16 protein-coding genes are annotated in these 17,857 nt (G+C 61.1%); 12 read left to right on the top strand and 4 right to left on the bottom strand.

Annotation, left to right across the window (positions count from 1 at the left end):
• Positions 1-431 precede the first annotated feature (431 nt).
• The 7 genes from guaB to AC5P7S_RS11655 all read left to right on the top strand — a co-directional run bounded on the left by guaB (position 432) and on the right by AC5P7S_RS11655 (position 8,568).
• The gene (guaB, locus tag AC5P7S_RS11685) at positions 432-1,889 is read left to right on the top strand and encodes an IMP dehydrogenase (RefSeq protein ID WP_005416248.1); all 1,458 of its coding nucleotides are present in this window, start codon (positions 432-434) and stop codon (positions 1,887-1,889) included.
• A gap of 107 nt (positions 1,890-1,996) precedes the next feature.
• Positions 1,997-2,476, top strand: coding sequence for a hypothetical protein (locus tag AC5P7S_RS11680; RefSeq protein WP_095377726.1), 480 nt, complete (start codon positions 1,997-1,999; stop codon positions 2,474-2,476).
• Positions 2,473-4,038, top strand: coding sequence for a glutamine-hydrolyzing GMP synthase (gene guaA / locus AC5P7S_RS11675; RefSeq protein ID WP_005413109.1), 1,566 nt, complete (start codon positions 2,473-2,475; stop codon positions 4,036-4,038). Before AC5P7S_RS11680 ends, guaA begins: the two co-directional genes overlap by 4 nt.
• Before the next feature lie 1,093 nt (positions 4,039-5,131).
• Entirely contained in the window at positions 5,132-5,683 is a 552-nt protein-coding gene (locus tag AC5P7S_RS11670; protein ID WP_071305778.1) for a hypothetical protein, read from the top strand.
• A gap of 508 nt (positions 5,684-6,191) precedes the next feature.
• Entirely contained in the window at positions 6,192-7,346 is a 1,155-nt protein-coding gene (locus AC5P7S_RS11665) for a Shedu immune nuclease family protein (RefSeq protein ID WP_095377725.1), read from the top strand.
• 281 nt (positions 7,347-7,627) lie between these two features.
• Positions 7,628-8,185: a 5'-nucleotidase gene (locus tag AC5P7S_RS11660; RefSeq protein ID WP_277948689.1), complete on the top strand. Its 558-nt coding sequence runs from the start codon at positions 7,628-7,630 to the stop codon at positions 8,183-8,185.
• Entirely contained in the window at positions 8,161-8,568 is a 408-nt protein-coding gene (locus tag AC5P7S_RS11655; protein WP_277948688.1) for a 5'-nucleotidase, read from the top strand. Before AC5P7S_RS11660 ends, AC5P7S_RS11655 begins: the two co-directional genes overlap by 25 nt.
• 139 nt (positions 8,569-8,707) lie before the next feature.
• Here AC5P7S_RS11655 and AC5P7S_RS11650 read toward each other — a convergent pair whose 3' ends face one another.
• Entirely contained in the window at positions 8,708-9,064 is a 357-nt protein-coding gene (locus AC5P7S_RS11650) for a hypothetical protein (protein WP_095377750.1), read from the bottom strand.
• A 551-nt stretch (positions 9,065-9,615) separates the two neighbouring features.
• Entirely contained in the window at positions 9,616-10,533 is a 918-nt protein-coding gene (locus AC5P7S_RS11645) for a LysR family transcriptional regulator (RefSeq protein WP_095377724.1), read from the bottom strand.
• Between the two features lie 96 nt (positions 10,534-10,629).
• Between AC5P7S_RS11645 and AC5P7S_RS11640 the strand changes: the two genes are divergently transcribed.
• A complete protein-coding gene (locus tag AC5P7S_RS11640) occupies positions 10,630-11,469 on the top strand; it encodes a type 1 glutamine amidotransferase domain-containing protein (RefSeq protein ID WP_095377723.1) in 840 nt (279 codons plus the stop codon).
• 95 nt (positions 11,470-11,564) lie between these two features.
• On the opposite strand, the gene AC5P7S_RS11635 is transcribed toward AC5P7S_RS11640, so the two are convergent.
• Entirely contained in the window at positions 11,565-12,140 is a 576-nt protein-coding gene (locus AC5P7S_RS11635) for a 5' nucleotidase, NT5C type (RefSeq protein ID WP_095377722.1), read from the bottom strand.
• A gap of 329 nt (positions 12,141-12,469) precedes the next feature.
• Here AC5P7S_RS11635 and AC5P7S_RS11630 point away from each other — a divergent pair, with 329 nt between their 5' ends.
• The 4 genes from AC5P7S_RS11630 (at position 12,470) to AC5P7S_RS11615 (ending at position 17,422) form a co-directional block, all read left to right on the top strand.
• Positions 12,470-13,891, top strand: a complete 1,422-nt coding sequence (locus AC5P7S_RS11630; RefSeq protein ID WP_095377721.1) for a DUF1963 domain-containing protein — start codon at positions 12,470-12,472, stop codon at positions 13,889-13,891.
• Between the two features lie 91 nt (positions 13,892-13,982).
• Positions 13,983-14,714 carry a hypothetical protein gene (locus AC5P7S_RS11625; RefSeq protein WP_095377720.1) on the top strand — a complete coding sequence of 244 codons (732 nt, stop codon included), beginning with the start codon at positions 13,983-13,985 and terminating at the stop codon, positions 14,712-14,714.
• Positions 14,715-14,799: 85 nt separating this feature from the next.
• On the top strand, positions 14,800-15,279 hold the full coding sequence (locus AC5P7S_RS11620; RefSeq protein WP_242441342.1) for a hypothetical protein: 480 nt from the start codon (positions 14,800-14,802) through the stop codon (positions 15,277-15,279).
• A gap of 1,360 nt (positions 15,280-16,639) precedes the next feature.
• Positions 16,640-17,422 carry a 3-hydroxybutyrate dehydrogenase gene (locus AC5P7S_RS11615; protein WP_005416264.1) on the top strand — a complete coding sequence of 261 codons (783 nt, stop codon included), beginning with the start codon at positions 16,640-16,642 and terminating at the stop codon, positions 17,420-17,422.
• Here the strand turns inward: AC5P7S_RS11615 and AC5P7S_RS11610 are convergent.
• Positions 17,419-17,790: a DUF4180 domain-containing protein gene (locus AC5P7S_RS11610; protein ID WP_495213632.1), complete on the bottom strand. Its 372-nt coding sequence runs from the start codon at positions 17,788-17,790 to the stop codon at positions 17,419-17,421. The two genes, AC5P7S_RS11615 and AC5P7S_RS11610, sit on opposite strands and share 4 nt — an antisense overlap.
• Positions 17,791-17,857: the final 67 nt, after the last annotated feature.

The following is a 17,857-nucleotide window of genomic DNA, read 5'->3' as shown; positions in this document are numbered from 1 at the left end:
GCCGACCGTTGGTCGGCACAATGCCGGTGCACAGGTGTATGAAGGCAGTGCGGACCAACGGTCCGCACCCACCAAAGGCGCTTCAGGGCTGGCTCGGGTGATCCTCTTAAGGTGGGTGCCGACCGTTGGTCGGCACAATGCCGGTGCACAGGTGTATGAAGGCAGTGCGGACCAACGGTCCGCACCCACCAAAGGCGCTTCAGGGCTGGCTCGGGTAATCCTCTCAAGGTGGGTGCCGACCGTTGGTCGGCACAATGCCGGTGCACAGGTATATGAAGGCAGTGCGGACCAACGGTCCGCACCCACCGAGGCAGGTTCTAAACCCTCCTGAACCGATCACCGCCCGCGCGACACTGCGTCGCATCTACCCCCTGCCACGCGGCGCGAAAACAGGGTAAAATGTCGCGCTTCCCCACATCTCGGGTATGCCGATGCTGCGCATCCAGGCTGAAGCACTCACTTACGACGACGTCTCGCTCGTCCCCGCCCACTCGACCATCCTGCCCAAGGACGTCAACCTCGAAACGCGGTTGACTCGCGACCTGAAGCTGAAGCTTCCGATCCTGTCCGCCGCGATGGATACCGTCACCGAAGCCCGCCTGGCCATCGCCATGGCCCAGCTCGGCGGCATGGGCATCATCCACAAGAATCTCAGCCTGGAACAGCAGGCCGCGGAAGTGGCCAAGGTCAAGAAGTTCGAGGCCGGCGTCATCCGCGACCCGATCACCGTCGGCCCGGAAACCACCATCCGCGACGTGCTGGCCCTGACCCAGGCGCACAACATCTCCGGCGTGCCGGTGGTGGGCAGCGACGGCCAGCTGGCCGGCATCGTGACCCACCGCGACATGCGCTTCGAGACCGAGCTGGACGATCCGGTCCGCCACATCATGACCAAGAAGGATCGCCTGATCACGGTCAAGGAAGGCGCCGCGTCTGATGAAGTGCTGCAGCTGCTGCACCGCAACCGCATCGAAAAGGTGCTGGTGGTCAACGATTCGTTCGAACTGCGTGGCCTGATCACCGTCAAGGACATCCAGAAGAACACCGACTTCCCGAACGCTGCCAAGGATCTGTCGACCCGCCTGCTGGTCGGCGCTGCCGTCGGCGTGGGTGGCGATACCGATCGCCGCGTGGAAGCGCTGGTCGCCGCCGGCGTGGACGTGATCGTGGTTGATACCGCGCACGGCCACTCGCAGGGCGTGCTGGACCGCGTCAGCTGGGTCAAGAAGAACTTCCCGAACGTGCAGGTCATCGGTGGCAACATCTGCACCGGCGAAGCCGCACTGGCGCTGCTGGACAGCGGCGCGGACGCAGTGAAGGTCGGCATCGGCCCGGGCTCGATCTGCACCACCCGCGTTGTCGCCGGTGTCGGCGTGCCGCAGGTCACCGCAATCGACCTGGTGGCCGAAGCGCTGCAGGACCGCATCCCGCTGATCGCCGACGGTGGCATCCGCTACTCGGGCGACATCGGCAAGGCGCTGGCCGCCGGTGCCTCGACCATCATGGTCGGTGGCCTGCTGGCCGGTACCGAAGAATCGCCGGGCGAGACCGAGCTGTACCAGGGCCGTTCGTACAAGAGCTACCGCGGCATGGGTTCGCTGGCTGCCATGGAAAAGGGGTCGAAGGACCGCTACTTCCAGGACGCCGCCACCGCCGACAAGCTGGTGCCGGAAGGCATTGAAGGCCGGGTTCCGTACCGCGGCCCGGTGGGCGGCATCATCCACCAGCTGATGGGCGGCCTGCGCGCCACCATGGGCTACGTGGGCTGCGCCACCATCGAAGACATGCGCAGCAAGCCCAAGTTCGTGAAGATCAGCGGCGCCGGCCAGCGTGAGAGCCACGTCCACGACGTGACCATCACCAAAGAGCCGCCGAACTACCGCGCCTGATGCGCTTGCGAACTGCTCTTGCGATTACGGGCAGCCTGCTGATGGCAGGCTGTTCGTTGTCCGAACCGCCGCCGCGCTCCGGGTCTCCGGGCGCGGCGGTTTCGCAATTGCAGGCCGTGCAGGCGTGCCAGAACGCGTTCTCGCTGCCGAAGGGCTGGCAGGTGCAGGCCGCTGGCGAGCAGCGCTGGCTGCTGAAAGGCACCGGCGAGCGCCCGCTGCAGGTGATCCTGCGGTGCGTTACCGATCTGAGTGAGAGGCTTGAAGATCCTGTGGTCACCGCCGAGCTAGGGCCCCTGGAGCCGAAACGGATGAGCGTGCAGTCCGCGTTCTGGGGCAACGCCGTGGATTCCGGTTACCCGATGCACACGCTGCAACGGCGCATCGTGCCCGGCACCGAAGTGCAGGAAATCGCCGAGCTGCCGCGCGCCGACCGCGCCAACCCCAACGCACCGCACGGCCTGCTGATGCTGCGCTGGGATGAGGAAGACCCCTCACATATTCAACAACGCGAGGCGTTCATCGCCACGCTGACGCAGAGCCTTGAAGCGCCGGGCACTGCGAAAAACACCACTGGAACGGCACCATGACCAACATCCATAACGACAAGATCCTCATCCTCGATTTCGGCGCGCAGTACACGCAGCTGATCGCCCGCCGCATCCGCGAGTTGGGCGTCTATTGCGAAATCTGGGCGTGGGACCACAACCCGGCCGAGATCGCCGCGTTCGGCGCCAAGGGCATCATCCTGTCCGGTGGCCCGGAATCGACCACGCTGCCGGGCGCGCCGGCCGCGCCGCAGGAAGTGTTCGACAGCGGCCTGCCGATCTTCGGCATCTGCTACGGCATGCAGACCCTGGCCGCGCAGCTGGGCGGCGCGACCGAAGCCGCTGACCAGCGCGAATTCGGCCACGCCGAAGTGAACGTGATCAACCCCGATGCACTGTTCAAGGGCCTGAGCGACCACGGCGGCGAGCCGAAGCTGAATGTCTGGATGAGCCACGGCGACCACGTCTCCGTTGCGCCGCCGGGCTTCACCATCACCGCCACCACCGACCGCATTCCGGTGGCCGCCATGGCCAACGAAGAGAAGCGCTGGTACGGCGTGCAGTTCCACCCGGAAGTGACCCACACCCTGCAGGGCCAGGCGCTGCTGCGCCGCTTCGTGGTGGACGTGTGCGGCTGCCAGACCCTGTGGACCGCCGCCAACATCATCGACGACCAGATCGCCCGCGTGCGCGAACAGGTGGGCGATGACGAAGTGATCCTGGGCCTGTCCGGCGGCGTCGATTCGTCCGTGGTGGCTGCGCTGCTGCACAAGGCCATCGGCGAAAAGCTGACCTGCGTGTTCGTGGATACCGGCCTGCTGCGCTGGCAGGAAGGCGACCAGGTGATGGCGATGTTCGCCGAGCACATGGGCGTGAAGGTGGTGCGCGTGAATGCCGCCGACCGTTACTTCGCCGCGCTGGAAGGCGTGAGCGACCCGGAAGCCAAGCGCAAGATCATCGGCAACCTGTTCGTTGAGATCTTCGACGAAGAGTCGAACAAGCTGAAGAACGCCAAGTGGCTGGCGCAGGGCACCATCTACCCGGACGTGATCGAGTCGGCCGGCAGCAAGACCGGCAAGGCGCATGTGATCAAGAGCCACCACAACGTGGGCGGCCTGCCGGAGCACATGAAGCTGGGCCTGGTGGAGCCGCTGCGCGAGCTGTTCAAGGACGAAGTGCGTCGCCTGGGCGTCGAGCTGGGCCTGCCGCGCACCATGGTCTACCGTCACCCGTTCCCGGGCCCGGGCCTGGGCGTGCGTATCCTGGGCGAAGTGAAGCGCGAGTACGCCGAACTGCTGGCCAAGGCCGATGCCATCTTCATCGATGAGCTGCGCAAGGCCGACCTGTACGACAAGACCAGCCAGGCGTTTGCCGTGTTCCTGCCGGTGAAGTCGGTGGGCGTGGTGGGTGATGCGCGGGCTTATGAGTGGGTGATTGCGTTGCGGGCCGTGGAGACCATCGACTTCATGACGGCGCACTGGGCGCATCTGCCGTATGAGTTCCTGGGTACGGTGAGCAACCGGATCATCAATGAGTTGCGGGGTGTGTCGCGGGTTGTCTATGACATCTCGGGGAAGCCGCCGGCTACTATTGAGTGGGAATGAGTTGAAAGAACGAGGGCGCCGAGAGGCGCCCTTGTTGTTTGAGGGGTTTGCTTATGGGGCCCCGTTGCGAGTCTTCTGTCGCGTCGTGCTGGACTGGCATCATGTCCAGAATCGTGGCCCCCAAGAGGGGCAGGCATTGAGGGGGTTGTAGACAGGTCAGCTGTCTGGCGGGGATGATTCAGGGCGAGCCTTCTCTTTGAGTTCCCTGACCATTCATTGTTGGTTGCCCATGTACGGTTGGAAGCGAGCGTCGAAGGGCTCCCGATCAGGATGAATCATTGGCGGAGTGGGAGGCCAGAGCCCGCGCTGAGCATGCAAGCCCAACTAGTCCCAGCCGGTGTGACTTGGCTTTAAATCTCGGAGGAGATGATTGTGGCAGTCGAATGGGGATCTATCGCTGATTGGGTATCAGGCATCGGCTCGTTGGCGGCAGCAGTAGTTGCCCTGCACGTAGCTCATTCTTCCCAGAAGATAAAGCTTCGCGGCTACGCTGGACATCGCTTGATCATCGGTCCAGGCCAGCCGCGGGTAGAAGTTTTTTCAGTTTCAGTCACTAATATTTCGCAGCGTCCAACAGTAGTAACTAATATTGGATTTACCTTTGGAGCTTGGCGTTGGAAGAGGCACGGCATCATTGCGCTTGTGCAAAATCAGTTCGGTCACGGCATCCCGAAGCCATTGGCTGATGGAGAAACCGGGAGTTGGAGCGTCCCGCTCGGGCCAGACAATCGATGGTTGAGAGATTTGGCATCCAAATTCCAAATTACGCGGTGGGCGGTATTCACATGGCGTGTGCATGTCTACACGTCCAATGGCGGGACAACGACGCTCCGCCCTGATAAGGAAACGCGGAAGATGTTGCTTGCTCTTGCGGGTGCTCCGCACGCTAGATAGCTTTTTTTTGGGGGAGGGGGCTGACCTACTTGCGGTGAGCGCTGAGCTTGCGGCTGTGACGGGCTACAGTGCTGGCCGGTCAGCTTGACTTGGTCGGCCCAAAAACGAGATGTATCAAGGGGAAAGCCCGCTATGCGGTGATTTGTGGGTGAGTCGTGTAACCGGGTCAACAGGTCCGTCTATTAAATGGATAGAGCGCATGAGAGATGCCCTTCGTGTTCTGACCGAGGACGACTACTGGCTATATGGACCGAATGTCCATGAGTTCGATGAAGTTGTAGGGCTCATTCAGAAATACTCGGACTATGCTGATGCCTGTGTAGAGCAAATGATCTCAGGCGCTGATGTCCCTCCTGAGTTCGCCGATGCGCACGTCGAGGTGTCATCTGATCTCCGCTACTACAACCATCTCGAGAAAGATCTTCTCTGGTCGTTCGCTTTGTGGCGGCTGCAGGGGATGTTCGAGGCAGTCTTGGTTGTGCGCTACCTTTCCAAAAAGCCGGGAAAGCGGCTCTTCGGATTGAAGGCCAAGCTGGAGGCCATGGCAGCTGAAGAGTATCGGACTCCCGAAGCCGATGTTGCCGAGCTGCTGGCGTGGGCGAACCTTCGGAACCTTTTGTCGCATTCGCCTCCGGAGCACTTTCATCCTGTGGCGGTCGATCGCCAGGATGTGGAGGAATACGTGTCACTCTTAAAGCGAGTCTGCGCAGATTGGGGGGCTCAGCGAGCGGAGATGAACAATGTGCTATAACTAATATGTCGTTCGGCGTGTGTGCGAGTTGGTATTATTCGCCATGCGCAATGGCTCTGCGTTCCAGTCAAATCCAACATTAGGTGGGTTGCTAGGGGTGTGTGGTAATGAGTCAGAAAATTGAGGACGTTCTTCGGGTTCTCGCAGGAATCCGCGGTGGCTACCAGCCCGATAAGCCAGGCGCAATTCGAAGGGTGAGGATTCAGGTAGTGCGTCAAATCGCTAAACAACGAGGAGTTGAGTGCCAGACCATTTCAGACGCTTATATCCGTCGGTTGGCTCCGGACATTGAGCGCACGCCGGCATTTGACCGGCTCGTAGAGGAGTGGCTGGCATCAGGGTCAAAAATGCTGCGGCAGATTCTTCAGAATCATGCTTCAGACCGAAGCGACCTGGTGCGCATAAGTGAGTTCTTCTCGACCGCCGCGTAGTAGTCCATTCTAGTCTGATCCGCTTGGCAGCGGGGTCGAATTCAGAGTCAGCTTTCACACCCCATCTTCTGGTGATCATGGACAACTATCAGCATCCTAAGCCCGGGAAGACATACATAAGTCCAGCGCTTCCGGCTTTTGGGGACAAGACTCGTCGAGTCCGCATAGCGTCGAAAGTTCTGGCATCTAAGGATGGATACGAGTACGTCAAAGAGCGGGATGAAGTTGTCGTGCGGCAGAAGCCCGATGCGGCCACTTACATCAGGGCGAAATTTCTCGAAGACACTAAGGGTGTTTTCGTTCTCACTATTCAGAAGTTCTCTGCGGATACTGGCATGCCCTATGGTGCTGGCTTCTCATTCGTCGGCGAGGAGATCGGGCGCTTTTGTGAATTTCTCGCCAATATTCAGGCTGTTAGCTTGGAAAATGGAAGCTCGGTTAACATCTCAGATGCTGAGTTGCGCAAAATCGCACTCACGTCACGTCAAGCGAAAGAGCTGGTGGTGGATAACGAGGAGCTCATCGCGGAAGTTTTGCGGCACTCTGTTACAAAGAGAGACATAGTGGCGCTTGGATACCGTAAGAGACAACTTGAGGTCTTTGGCAAACTTCTAGAGAGCGAAAGCTACTTCAATGACCTAAAGAAAAGAAAGAAATGCAAGGATGAGGCGCTGTGGCAGCAGTTTTTCGAGGCCAATCAGTGGATATTTGGATATGGGCTAAGTTATGTTTATTCGTCGGGGCTTGATGAAAAAAATCTTGAGCAAGTGGTTCGAGGTTACCAGGTCGATCAGCCTGGGAAGCGTGTAGATGCGCTTCTAAAGACACGGGCGCTAGCCTCAACCCTGTGCTTCGTGGAAATCAAGACCCATAGGACACCTCTACTTGCCTCCTCGGATTATCGCAGGGGCTGCTGGGCACCATCAGAGTATCTATCTGGCGCAGTGGCACAGGTGCAAGGCACCGTGTCATACGCGGGGGAAACTATTTTTGGAAGACTCTGCCTCGCGGACAAGAAAGGCTTTCCCACGGCAGAAGAGGCTTTTAATTTCTCACCCAGATCCTTTGTTGTTGTTGGCACGCTTGGGCAGTTTTCCGGAGAGCACGGTGTGAATGAGGGGCAGCTAAGGTCCTTCGAGCTTTATCGTCGCAACCTGCATCAGCCGGAAGTGATTACTTTTGATGAGCTCTATGAGCGCGCCCGCCACATTGTAGGTACCAGTGAAGGCTAGCAGTTCGTCTAAGTTGACGTCGCTTTAAGAATCGGCCCTACTCAGTCGTTACCCACGGCTACTCCTGATCAGAGGGCGCCAGATCCAACGCGAGCTTTCATGTGAATTCGGTCTGAGGCCTTGTACTTGGATTGTCTAGGGAAGTGGCAAGCCTGTTTGCCGGACTTGCCCGCTCTGAATTTGAGTTGTAAAACGGAGGGCGTGCGATGCTTTGTGGATGAGTCGTGTAACCGGATTGGTGAGTTTGTCTATTAGTTATCTCGCGCGCACGGGGGAATATCGTGGCATATGAGTTGAAAGACAGGCTGGTGGTTGGTGTCGCATCGAGTGCCATGTTTGATTTGACCGAGTCAGACCGAATTTTCAGGACTCAGGGCGAGGAAAATTATCGGCAGTATCAGGAAGCTCATAAGAATGATCCGTTGAGTGAGGGGGTTGCTTTTTCATTCATCAAACGTCTGCTGTCACTGAATGATCTGAGTCCCGCAGGTGTTGGACCATTGATAGAGGTCGTTCTGCTGTCTCGTAATGACCCGGATACAGGACTTCGCGTGATGAAGTCTATCGAGCATCACGCCTTGGGGATCACTCGTGCGATCTTTCAGCAAGGTTTGTCTCCGTACGATTACATTCCAGCTTTGAATGTTTCATTATTTCTTTCATCCAACCAGAGCGATGTTGTTGAGGCCATCGCCAAGGGATTTCCGGCTGGCTACGTAATGGATTCAAAAAAAATCGATGATCCTCAGGATAAACCTTGCGGATCGCCTTTGACTTTGATGTTGTACTTGCTGATGATACTGCTGAGACAGTTATGCAGAACACCAAGGATGTTTTAAAATTCCACGATCATGAGACTGCCAACGTTATGGAGCCGCTCGGTGGTGGTCCGCTCAAGACCTTCTTGCTAAAGATCTCAAAGATTCAAAAGGTAGAGGAAGAGAGGCGAAAAGAAGATTCAGCCTATAGAAATCGACTTCGAGTATCTATTGTCACGGCAAGGAACGCGCCCTCCCATGAGAGGGCTATCAACACGTTGAAGAGTTGGGGAGTGATGGCGAACGATGCATTCTTTCTTGGCGGGGTTGAAAAAAAGCTTGTCTTGAACGTTCTGCAGCCACACATCTTCTTTGATGATCAATCGGGGCACCTTGTAACGGCCAGCGAGGTGGCTCCATCGGTACATATTCCGTTCGGCATCACCAATAAACGAGAAGAGTGATCGCTAGCGGATGTTTCAGGCGACGCCGCATCACGGCGCGAATTAGTTCAGGCGTTGAAGGTTAGCTACTGGCTCGGAGCGGCACTGGTCGAAGTGAGGCTCGACCAACCCTACCGTAAGTGTGCTCCGATCGAGCAGGTCACTCTGGCCTAACCTCGTGGCAAGCCCACTCAACCAGTCCCCGGCAAGCCAAAAACAAGCCATCCACAACCCCCTCATCCAGATGCCGCTCCGGCTCCGCTGCCACTCGGCAGCGGTCTGCCGCGTGCAACAGCTCCAGCACTGTCAGCGCTCCCACCATCGCGCGCTCGCTCCTGGCCAAGCTCACGCGTCGGCCGGGTGACACATCGGTTTCCGGCCAGGGATGCCCATCAGCGCCCTCGCAGCCGCGCATGCGCTTGAGGATGCCAAGCAGGGAGTTCAGATCGGGCAGGGGAGTGTCGTCGTTGATCGGCTCAATAACGGTGTACGAGGAAAAGGTGTCGGATTCGTTCATGGCGTCGGCTTCCGTGGCTGTGCTTAACAGCGCCACCGCGAAGAGGTGGCGGACGATGCATGGCTGCAAACCGGAATGAAGTAGCGTCATAGAACCGGTGGATCCGAAGATCCCCACGCACCGCCCGCCAGAAAGGCCGACGGATTGCCCGCCGGCACCGGTTAAGGACGGTGCCGACGGGCAAGCGCAAACTACAGACGCGTACATCAATGCGGGTTTGCAGACCCGGCCACCCTTTGTCGGTGGCGCGCCATGGTGTTTACGCCGCCGCTCCGAATGCCAATAGAAATTCGCGAAGGAATCGCGGAATCCGAGAGCGAAGGACTATTGTTACACGCGCCATTCGTGCAGCACGCGACGCCAGCAGACGCATTCGCGCAGCTGCGCTGCTAATAGCGAATCAACGTGGCGCAATCGCCCATGCCCCAAGCGAATAGCGCGACGGCCTTCTTTGCAACAGTTCTTAGTCCGCCTCGCCAATCAACGGCGCGCGATCAGCCGCACATCCCGAAAAGCGGTTCAAACCCGACACTGTTAACAAGCTCGCAGCTTCAAACAACGCCAGCCTCCGCCGCATTCCCCACCAATAACTCAATCATCGCCCGCGCCGCCGCCGACTGCCGCCGATGCGGCGCATAGATCACCGAGAACGGCCGCGATCTCCCGCGCAGCTGCGGCAGCACTTCCACCAGCTGCCCCCGCTGCAACCGCTCCCGCACGATGAACGCATAGCTCTGGCAAATGCCGATGCCCTGTTCGGCCAGCGACACCACGCCCAGCACATCGTCGGAGGTCTCGATGGACGAACGCGGCAGCCAATCCACGTCGCGCCCGCCGTCGCGGAAGATCCACGGCGCCAACCGCCCGGTACGCGGCATCACGAACGGCAGGCACAGGTGCTGCTGCAGGTCGTCCAGCGTCTGCGGCGTGCCGCGGCGCTGCAGATAGTCCGGCGCGGCCACCAGCAACAGCGGCGCATCCTCAAGCTTCCGCCCCACCAGCCCGCTGTCCGGCAGCTGGCCCAGGCGGATGGCCAGGTCGAAGCCTTCGGCCACCAGGTCCACGTTGCGGTTGGTGATGTTCAGTTCCACGTGCACCTGCGGGTACTGCTGCGCAAAGCGCGCCAGCACCGGCGGCAGCCGGTAGTGGCCATAGGTGGTGGGCACGCTCAGGCGCACGCGGCCGGCCAGCGCACCGTCCTGGGCCAGTACGTCGCGCTCGGCATCGTCCAGCAGGCCGAAGGCCGTGCGCACCTGTTCCAGATAGAGGCGCCCGGCGTCGGTCAGGCCCACGCGGCGGGTGGTCCGCTGCAGTAGCTGCCGGCCCAGCCGTGCTTCCAGGCGGGTGACCGCGCGGCTCAGCACCGAGGGCGTGGTGGACAGCGCCACCGCGCCGGCCGTGAACGAGCCGTGCTCGACCACCGCCAGGAACACCTCAACGTCGCCCAGATAGTCGAACTTGCGGCTCATTTGGCTCTCCGGGGAACAGATGTTTTGCGGTGAGGCCAATTTATCGCCGCTGGGGCGATGAATAAAGTGGCCGCCATTCCCCGATAGGAGCTCCCCATGAACCTGATGACCCGGCTGGCCGCAGCGCTGGCCCTGACCCTGGCCGCCAGCGGCGCGCAGGCCGCCAACGTGCTGGTGGTGCTGTCCGACGAAAACCACCTGGACCTGAAGGACGGCAAGGTGCTGTCTACCGGCTTCTATCTCAACGAGCTGATGCAGCCGGTCAAGCTGCTGCTGGACGCGGGCCACGCGGTGACCTTCGCCACGCCGCAGGGGCGGGCGCCGACGGTGGATGTGTCCTCGGTGACGCCGGCGTACTTCGGCAACGATGCCGCGCAGCTGAGACTGCACAAGGATCTGCTGGAGAAGCTGGCGCTGACCTCACCGACCGCCTCGCCGGTGGTAAGCCTAGCGCGCGTTGAGCAGCAGGGCTACGCGCGTTTCGATGCGGTCTACATTCCCGGTGGCCACGCGCCGATGCAGGACCTGCTGAAGAGCCCGGCGCTGGGCCGGTTGCTGGCCGACTTCCACCAGCGCAACAAGACCACCGCGCTGGTCTGCCACGGGCCGATCGCGCTGCTGTCCACGCTGCCGGATGCGGGTGGTTTCGTGGCAAAGCTGGAGGCGGGTGCGACGCCGGCCACGCCGAAGTGGATCTACAGCGGCTACCAGATGACGGTGATCAGCAACCAGGAAGAAGAGCAGGCCAAGCCGCTGCTGGGCGGCGGTGAGATGAAGTTCTACCCGCAGACCGCGTTGCAGCGGGCGGGTGCGACGTTCAGCAGTAACACCACGCCGTGGACCGGGCATGTGGTGGTGGACCGCGAGCTGATTACCGGGCAGAACCCGGCGTCTGCGCTGGAGGTGGGGCAGCGGTTGGTGGAGCGGTTGAAGTAAGGCGGGGCTGCGCAGCAGGTTGCCAGCCTTGGGGGCCGAGGGGCCAGCGCCTCGGCCTGTCTATGGAAGTGCCAACGTGGTCGGCAGAGAGGGCATTAGCCCTTCGCGAGCGCTGCCCCTGACAGATCTTCAATCTGGGAAAGCGCGTGACGCGTCGCAGTCCAATCGCCGGCGTGCCTGATCGCCACGCCTCCGGCCGCTGTCCAGGCATCACAGTTCGCTTCGAAATCGTCGATCAGAACATCGCCTGGCTGGTGCATGAAAAGAGGCTTGTGCCTGCCGCCGAGCACAGGCAACACCAGGCAGGTTGCTGACAGGTGCTCGCGGACCCACTGCCGCTTCTGCATGGCAGCGAGTGGGTAGTTCGATTTCGGGCAGGCCGTGAGAATCACCGGGTTCAAGTGGTGGATGCTGTGGAAGAACTCTACTGCACCGTGCATCGGCGGAAGGTCCCGGAAGAATGACGGGTGGCTGTTGATGTGCCCCCACATTTCATCGTCGGCAAGCACACGATGGTCCAGGCCAAACACGGCGGGAAATGCCGCGTCGAAGTCGGCCATTACGCCATCAAGATCTACGTAGATGGTGCGTCTGGATGCACTCGATCCACCGGTGTGCTGGTTCGCGAGCGGGTCCATCATCGGTATTGACTTCACATCATCAGCGTTCATTTACGCGCTCTCCTTTCAAGAGTGGGCTTTCTTCTTCATCGGTTCCCCAGTAGCGGGGCAAAGTGTTTGGCGAATGCGACAGACATGGCGGCAATCGCGATGCCGACTGCGCCCGCACGGCTGAAGGGGCCGGCGACCCACGGATGCCGTAATCGGCATGCTGGAAATGCGGCTTATGTCGAGGCGCTTCTTCAAAGGCCTGCCGGGTGGCTGACCTGGCCCTTGGCCAGGACGCACGGCCCGCAGCCGCTGGCTCATTCCGCCAACCAAGGAGCAATCTGGCGCGCTGGTGAGTGGATCATCGCCGGGCGCTACAGGCAGGCCGGGTGATGATATACCTGTGGTGCTCGATCCAGACTCAAAAGGACGTCGCCGAAATGGATGCTCAGGCAGATTCAATGTACCACGCCGACCAGCGCGACCACCATGCCGAAGCCGTGCTTGAGGCCTTCTTCGCCAAGCACCGAACCCCGGCCCTGGTGCTGCAGCGTTTCTACCCGCCGGCGGCATTCCCCGGGGTTCGGAGCCGTCTAGGCGGTCTGCCGCAATTGCCCGATGGGATGGATTGGCCGGTTGGCCAGAGTTACGGCGAAGCGGCGCCGATGCACTTCCTGGCGCAGATCGATTGCGCCGAGCTGCCACGCGTGGATCCCGATATGCCCTCGCAAGGCATGCTGTTCTTCTTCGCCATGAACGACGAAGAGCAGATATGGGACACGGACGAACCGCAGCAACGCGTGCGTGTGCTGTACGCGCCCGAGGTCGCGGCCGATCAGCACGTGCGTGCGCTGCCGGACGGCGTGCGCCCGATTCTGGATGAAGGTCCTTCGGACCATGCGCACCGCAATCCTGCATGGCTGCTGCCTGACGAAGATGGCCCATGCGTGCATGTTCAATGGCCCTTGGTGGCGCGGCACATGGATACCTGGCCGGACGAGCTGGAGCTGCCGCCGGGTGAGGAGGATAGGCCGTATTACGAGATCTACCCCTCGCGCCGGGACGAAATGCGGCTGGGTGCGGTGGTGGCGGCCACGGGCCTGTTTCCGCGCGCGGACGCCGCCACGGAATGGGAGCGCCCGCAGTCACCTGCGTGGACGTTCCCGGTGCAATGGCTGCGTTACCAGACCGATTTTCCCCAGGTAGGCATCATCATTGACCGCCTTTCGCGGGTGATCGGTAATGAACGACGTGCAGGCAAGCGCGGGGGTATTGATTACGCCGATGTACGCGCATGGGTGAAGCGCGCCGCCGCCATTGGTCTGGATGAAGCCCCGGATGATGCAACGCGGGAGGCATTCCGTGAGTGGATTATCGGACAGATCAGCGACGACTTCGAGCGTATGACGCTGACCGACCTGGGCATGGGGCGGGCGTTCACCAAGGGACTGCTGGCGGCAGTTGCCTACGCGGCGGGCTCGCCGGCTGCGGCCGCGCGTATACCTGCACTGATGTACCGCCACCTGCAGGACGAACATCTGCCGTTTGATGAAGGCCTGGGCACGCTGCCTGATGGCCGCAAGCGCTGCGCCGAGACGCGGGTGCACCAGATGCTGGGGCACGTACCGCGCTTGCACGGCATCGTGCCCGACGTGGAAGGCGAGGGCGACGCGGTCTGCCTGCTGCAGTTGGCGTGTGACCCGGCGATTGACCTGGTCTTTGGTGATTGTGGCCAGGCCACGTTCTGGTTGAGTCGTGAGGACCTGCGCAACTGCAGGTTTGACCGCGTCGTGGGTGTGGTGGAGTCGCACTGATTGGGCATGGCAAGCCCGGCATGGCACCATGACGGGCTGGCCTCGTCCCTTCGGGCGGGGCCGTTTACCCAGGGAAGCCCTCGAACACGACATGCGAACGTCCTTCTTCATCCTCTCCGCCCTGTGCCTTGGCCTGCTGTCTGGCTGTGCCAGTGGCCCGGAGGAGCACGCTTCTAGCCGCGAGATCACCAGTGCGTTCGTGGCCGACGACGGCCAGCTGTACCTGCTGCCGCGCTATGACGAGCCGATGCGCTTCAATGCCGCGCCGTTCCGCGAGTACCGCGCGCTGATGGACAGCCCGCTGCGCGAGGCGGTGGCCTGCGCGCAGATGTACTTCCATGAAGACTGGCGCGACCCGGCGAACAAGGCCAAGGTGCACGGCAGCTATGCGCTGCTGCTGCGGCCGGAGCAGGTGACGGCGCAACAGGCCGCGCAGTTCAAGCTGGAGCGGATTGAGGTCCCCCCGCGTGAGGCCAAGGCCGTGGAGGAGCGGGCGCGCTACTACCTGCCGATGGACCGGACCCGCTACGCGCTGGCGTTTGATCGCGCCTGCAATCTTTCAAGGAAGGGCGGCAGCTATTACAGCGCGCTGTTCGAGGGCGACGGCGAGCAGGTGCAGTTGCCGGATGCTGCGGCACTGGCGGAGAAGGGGAAGCTGGCACAGCCGATCAATGCGCGGGCGCAGCGGATCCTGCCGGAGAGGGAGGACAAGCCGGGTGTGGGTTCGGCGGCCGGCAAGGTGCTCGGCGCGGCGCTGATCCCTGTGGCGGTTCCGGTGTTCGTGTTGAGCCTGCCGTTCCTGGGGCCGGATCACTGGAAGTGATGGGGCATTGAAGCCAGAGCATCCACGCGTGGCGTGGATCTAGTCGGGCCTTGCAAGTGCCTGAACGTTCATCCTGGAGATCTGTGTGCCCAGCACGCTGGAAACTGTTTTGAAGACCGTAGGTTTCATTGTCCTTGCGGCACTTCCGTTGGTGATCCTCTGGTTCACCCTTCGGCGAATGGCAGCAACTGCTCGCTCGTCCGTAGAGACGGGGCTGCGTTTGCATGCTCCGCGCCGGATTTCCGGCAGGTCCATGACCTTGGTGATGGTGGATGGGAAAGAAGATCGGGAGCACTACTTCTTTGATGCGGCGTCCTTTTACCTGCGGCGTGGGCCAGTGCCCACGGCGGTTCCGCTTTCGCAGATCACCTCAGTCACACGAACGTCCGACAGGATCTACGGGCGCTATGTCTGGCAGGTGTGCTTCAGCAAAGCGTCGGGCAGAAAGTGCGTGACGTTCACCAACAACCTGACGCTGTTCAATCGGGATTTCCTGCTGTTCCTTGAGGCGGTGCGGAAGGCCAGCCCGCTGGCGACCGTTGATCGAGCGAGCGTTCTCTTCTAGAGCGTGTTGAAGTTCGGTATGAACAGTGTCACTGCAATGGCATCACAGCGCGCAGCCCATGTTCGACCGATGTGATCGATGAGAGATGGGCGTTTGTTGCGCGGTATCTGATGCCGAAGCATTCTCATGCGTGGCAGTGCAAGTATGATCTGCGATGAACACGCAAAGCCCGTAACATGGAACGAGGTCCGCTCGTTTCTGCGCGCGATGCGAAGCGTGGGCCTTGTCACCTGTGACGAAAACGCATTTGAGACAATTGTCGAGACGATTTACGTTTATGGCATGCGGTCAATCTCTGCGGAGTAGTTCCTGATGATGTGCCGATCGACGCTGGATGTATCCCTGATTCACGCCTACGCGCTTCCTCTCGGCATATGCGTGGCAGCAGCCGTGGTTCTGATCACAATATGGTTTGCATCCCGCTCTGGCGGGGTGCCAGCCAGGAATATTGCGCTCGGCTCGGCGCTGGCCGTTGTTGTCGTAGTTGCCTTTGGCCTCGTATATCAAGCGCGAACAGCGTACATCGCCGTTACAGATGGCCAGCTGATTGGGTCAGCAGCGTTTGTCCGACTGCAGCTCCCGCTTTCCAGTGTCTCGTGGCAGGACTCTTCCGATGCTTCAAGGATCACGCTGCCTCACCGGCAACTTGGGACCAGCACAGGGGGCGTTGAACTTGGCAAGTTCCGCATGCAGAACGGTCGCAACGTCTTCGTGCTGCGCACGGACCGTAGCTCTGTTCTCGTCACAACCAGAGGGGATACTGACTTGATTCTGGACCGACGTCTTCATGAACAGCTCAAAGCATGCTTGGATCAGGTACGTGAGACCGGCGGCCATCGAGGAAGATTGCAATGATCAGCAGGAAGTACTGGTTTACCAGGAAAAAGTACGGATGGGGTTGGGGGATGCCGTGCGCGTGGCAGGGCTGGCTGGTGTACGCAGTCGCATTCGGCCTGCTGCTGGCGGGTCCGTTTCTGTTCTCTCCATTTCGCGAGCCCATCGCGTTTCAGCTCTACACGTGGGCCGTAGTGTTGGTCCTTGTCCTCATCTGCTGGATGAAAGGCGCCCCCCCCGGTTGGCGGTGGGGGGAGTAGAACGGCTGCAGAAGCTATTTTCGGACCTGTTCGATTTCGATCCGCCGGGCAAAGCATGGATGCATTGCCCTATGTGGGAGTCGGACAGTATCGCTAGCAGGCCACGACTGCGCCCCCTCTGAGGTGTACCGTTTTGAATGAACGCTGGACACTTCCCTCCGCGGGTACCCAACGCGTTCTAACCGTTGATTGACCAAGGTAGCGTCGCTTAAAGGGGCGCGCCGGTGAAGCTACACTGGCCACCTACGCCCAATGGAAGCTCACCCATGTTCAGTGGAAAGGTTGCGGTGGTCACCGGCTCCACCAGCGGTATCGGTCTTGGCATCGCCACGGCGCTGGCGCGGCAAGGTGCCGATATCGTGCTGAATGGCTTCGGCGATGCGGCGGAGATCGAACGCATCCGTACCCGCCTGGAAGCTGAGTTCGGCGTGCGGGTGGTGCACGATGGCGCGGACCTTTCCCGGGGCGAGGCGGTGCGCGCGATGATCGACCGCGTCGTGACGACGATGGGCCGCATCGACATCCTGGTGAATAATGCTGGCATCCAGTACACCGCGTCGATCGAGGAATTCCCGGTCGACAAGTGGGATGCGATCCTGGCGCTGAACCTGTCGGCGGTGTTCCATGCAACGGCGGCGGCGTTGCCGCACATGAAGCAGCAGGGCGCCGGTCGCATCATCAACATCGCGTCGGTACACGGCCTGGTGGGCTCGGTGAACAAGTCGGCCTATGTGGCGGCCAAGCATGGCGTGGTGGGCTTCACCAAGGTAACCGCGCTGGAGAATGCGGGCACCGGCATCACCGCCAATGCCATCTGCCCGGGCTGGGTGCGGACGGCGCTGGTCGAGCGGCAGATCACCGCGCTTGCAGAGAACGACGGCACGGATCAGGAGACCGCCGCGCGTGCGCTGCTGGCTGAAAAGCAGCCGTCGCTGCAGTTCGTGACGCCCGAGCAACTGGGCGAGATGGTGGTGTTCCTGGCTTCGGACGCGGCGGCACAGATCACCGGCACGGCGCTGCCGGTGGATGGGGGCTGGACGGCGCGCTAGCTGGCCGATACGGGAAGACGTGCCAGCAGGGCATCCCAATCGGCGACAAAGCAGCCGTCGCGGCCGCGGTTGCACTCGGTGATCCATGCATCCAGCGACGCGCTTTGTGCGCGGTAGGCGCTGACTTCGCCCAGTACGGCGAAGCGCAAGCGGTAGTTCACCAGCATCTGCAGCCATTGCCCGGCCATGCCGGAGCGCAGCTCGAAGAAGTCCGCCGAAAGGCGTTGCACCGGCACGGCGATCCACTCGGCCTGGTGCCCGAGGGCATCGCCGACCAGGTCGCGCAGGGTGGTGGCATCGAGCGTCGGGCCCTGCGGGCCGACGCGCAGGATGCGGGTGGTGCCGATGTGTTCCAAGTGTGGGTGCATGGCATTCTGAAGTCCGTATCGTCCTTCCAGTATGGCCATGGCAGAAGGCGACGGCGAGCGGGTGCAG

This window comes from Stenotrophomonas sp. YJH_SMC_32, assembly GCF_059369975.1.
The sequence above is the reverse complement of the archived record's forward strand: the minus strand, read 5'-3'. Positions and strand labels throughout refer to the sequence as shown.

What these genes read in the sequence shown, in the direction of transcription:
- AC5P7S_RS11615 (WP_005416264.1), top strand. Translation starts at nt 16,640, where the DNA reads ATGTTCAGTGGAAAGGTTGCGGTGGTCACCGGCTCCACCAGCGGTATC.
- AC5P7S_RS11610 (WP_495213632.1), bottom strand. Translation starts at nt 17,790, where the DNA reads ATGCACCCACACTTGGAACACATCGGCACCACCCGCATCCTGCGCGTC.
- guaA (WP_005413109.1), top strand. Translation starts at nt 2,473, where the DNA reads ATGACCAACATCCATAACGACAAGATCCTCATCCTCGATTTCGGCGCG.
- AC5P7S_RS11645 (WP_095377724.1), bottom strand. Translation starts at nt 10,533, where the DNA reads ATGAGCCGCAAGTTCGACTATCTGGGCGACGTTGAGGTGTTCCTGGCG.
- AC5P7S_RS11630 (WP_095377721.1), top strand. Translation starts at nt 12,470, where the DNA reads ATGATATACCTGTGGTGCTCGATCCAGACTCAAAAGGACGTCGCCGAA.
- AC5P7S_RS11670 (WP_071305778.1), top strand. Translation starts at nt 5,132, where the DNA reads ATGAGAGATGCCCTTCGTGTTCTGACCGAGGACGACTACTGGCTATAT.
- AC5P7S_RS11665 (WP_095377725.1), top strand. Translation starts at nt 6,192, where the DNA reads ATGGACAACTATCAGCATCCTAAGCCCGGGAAGACATACATAAGTCCA.
- guaB (WP_005416248.1), top strand. Translation starts at nt 432, where the DNA reads ATGCTGCGCATCCAGGCTGAAGCACTCACTTACGACGACGTCTCGCTC.
- AC5P7S_RS11625 (WP_095377720.1), top strand. Translation starts at nt 13,983, where the DNA reads ATGCGAACGTCCTTCTTCATCCTCTCCGCCCTGTGCCTTGGCCTGCTG.
- AC5P7S_RS11650 (WP_095377750.1), bottom strand. Translation starts at nt 9,064, where the DNA reads ATGAACGAATCCGACACCTTTTCCTCGTACACCGTTATTGAGCCGATC.
- AC5P7S_RS11655 (WP_277948688.1), top strand. Translation starts at nt 8,161, where the DNA reads ATGCAGAACACCAAGGATGTTTTAAAATTCCACGATCATGAGACTGCC.
- AC5P7S_RS11635 (WP_095377722.1), bottom strand. Translation starts at nt 12,140, where the DNA reads ATGAACGCTGATGATGTGAAGTCAATACCGATGATGGACCCGCTCGCG.
- AC5P7S_RS11640 (WP_095377723.1), top strand. Translation starts at nt 10,630, where the DNA reads ATGAACCTGATGACCCGGCTGGCCGCAGCGCTGGCCCTGACCCTGGCC.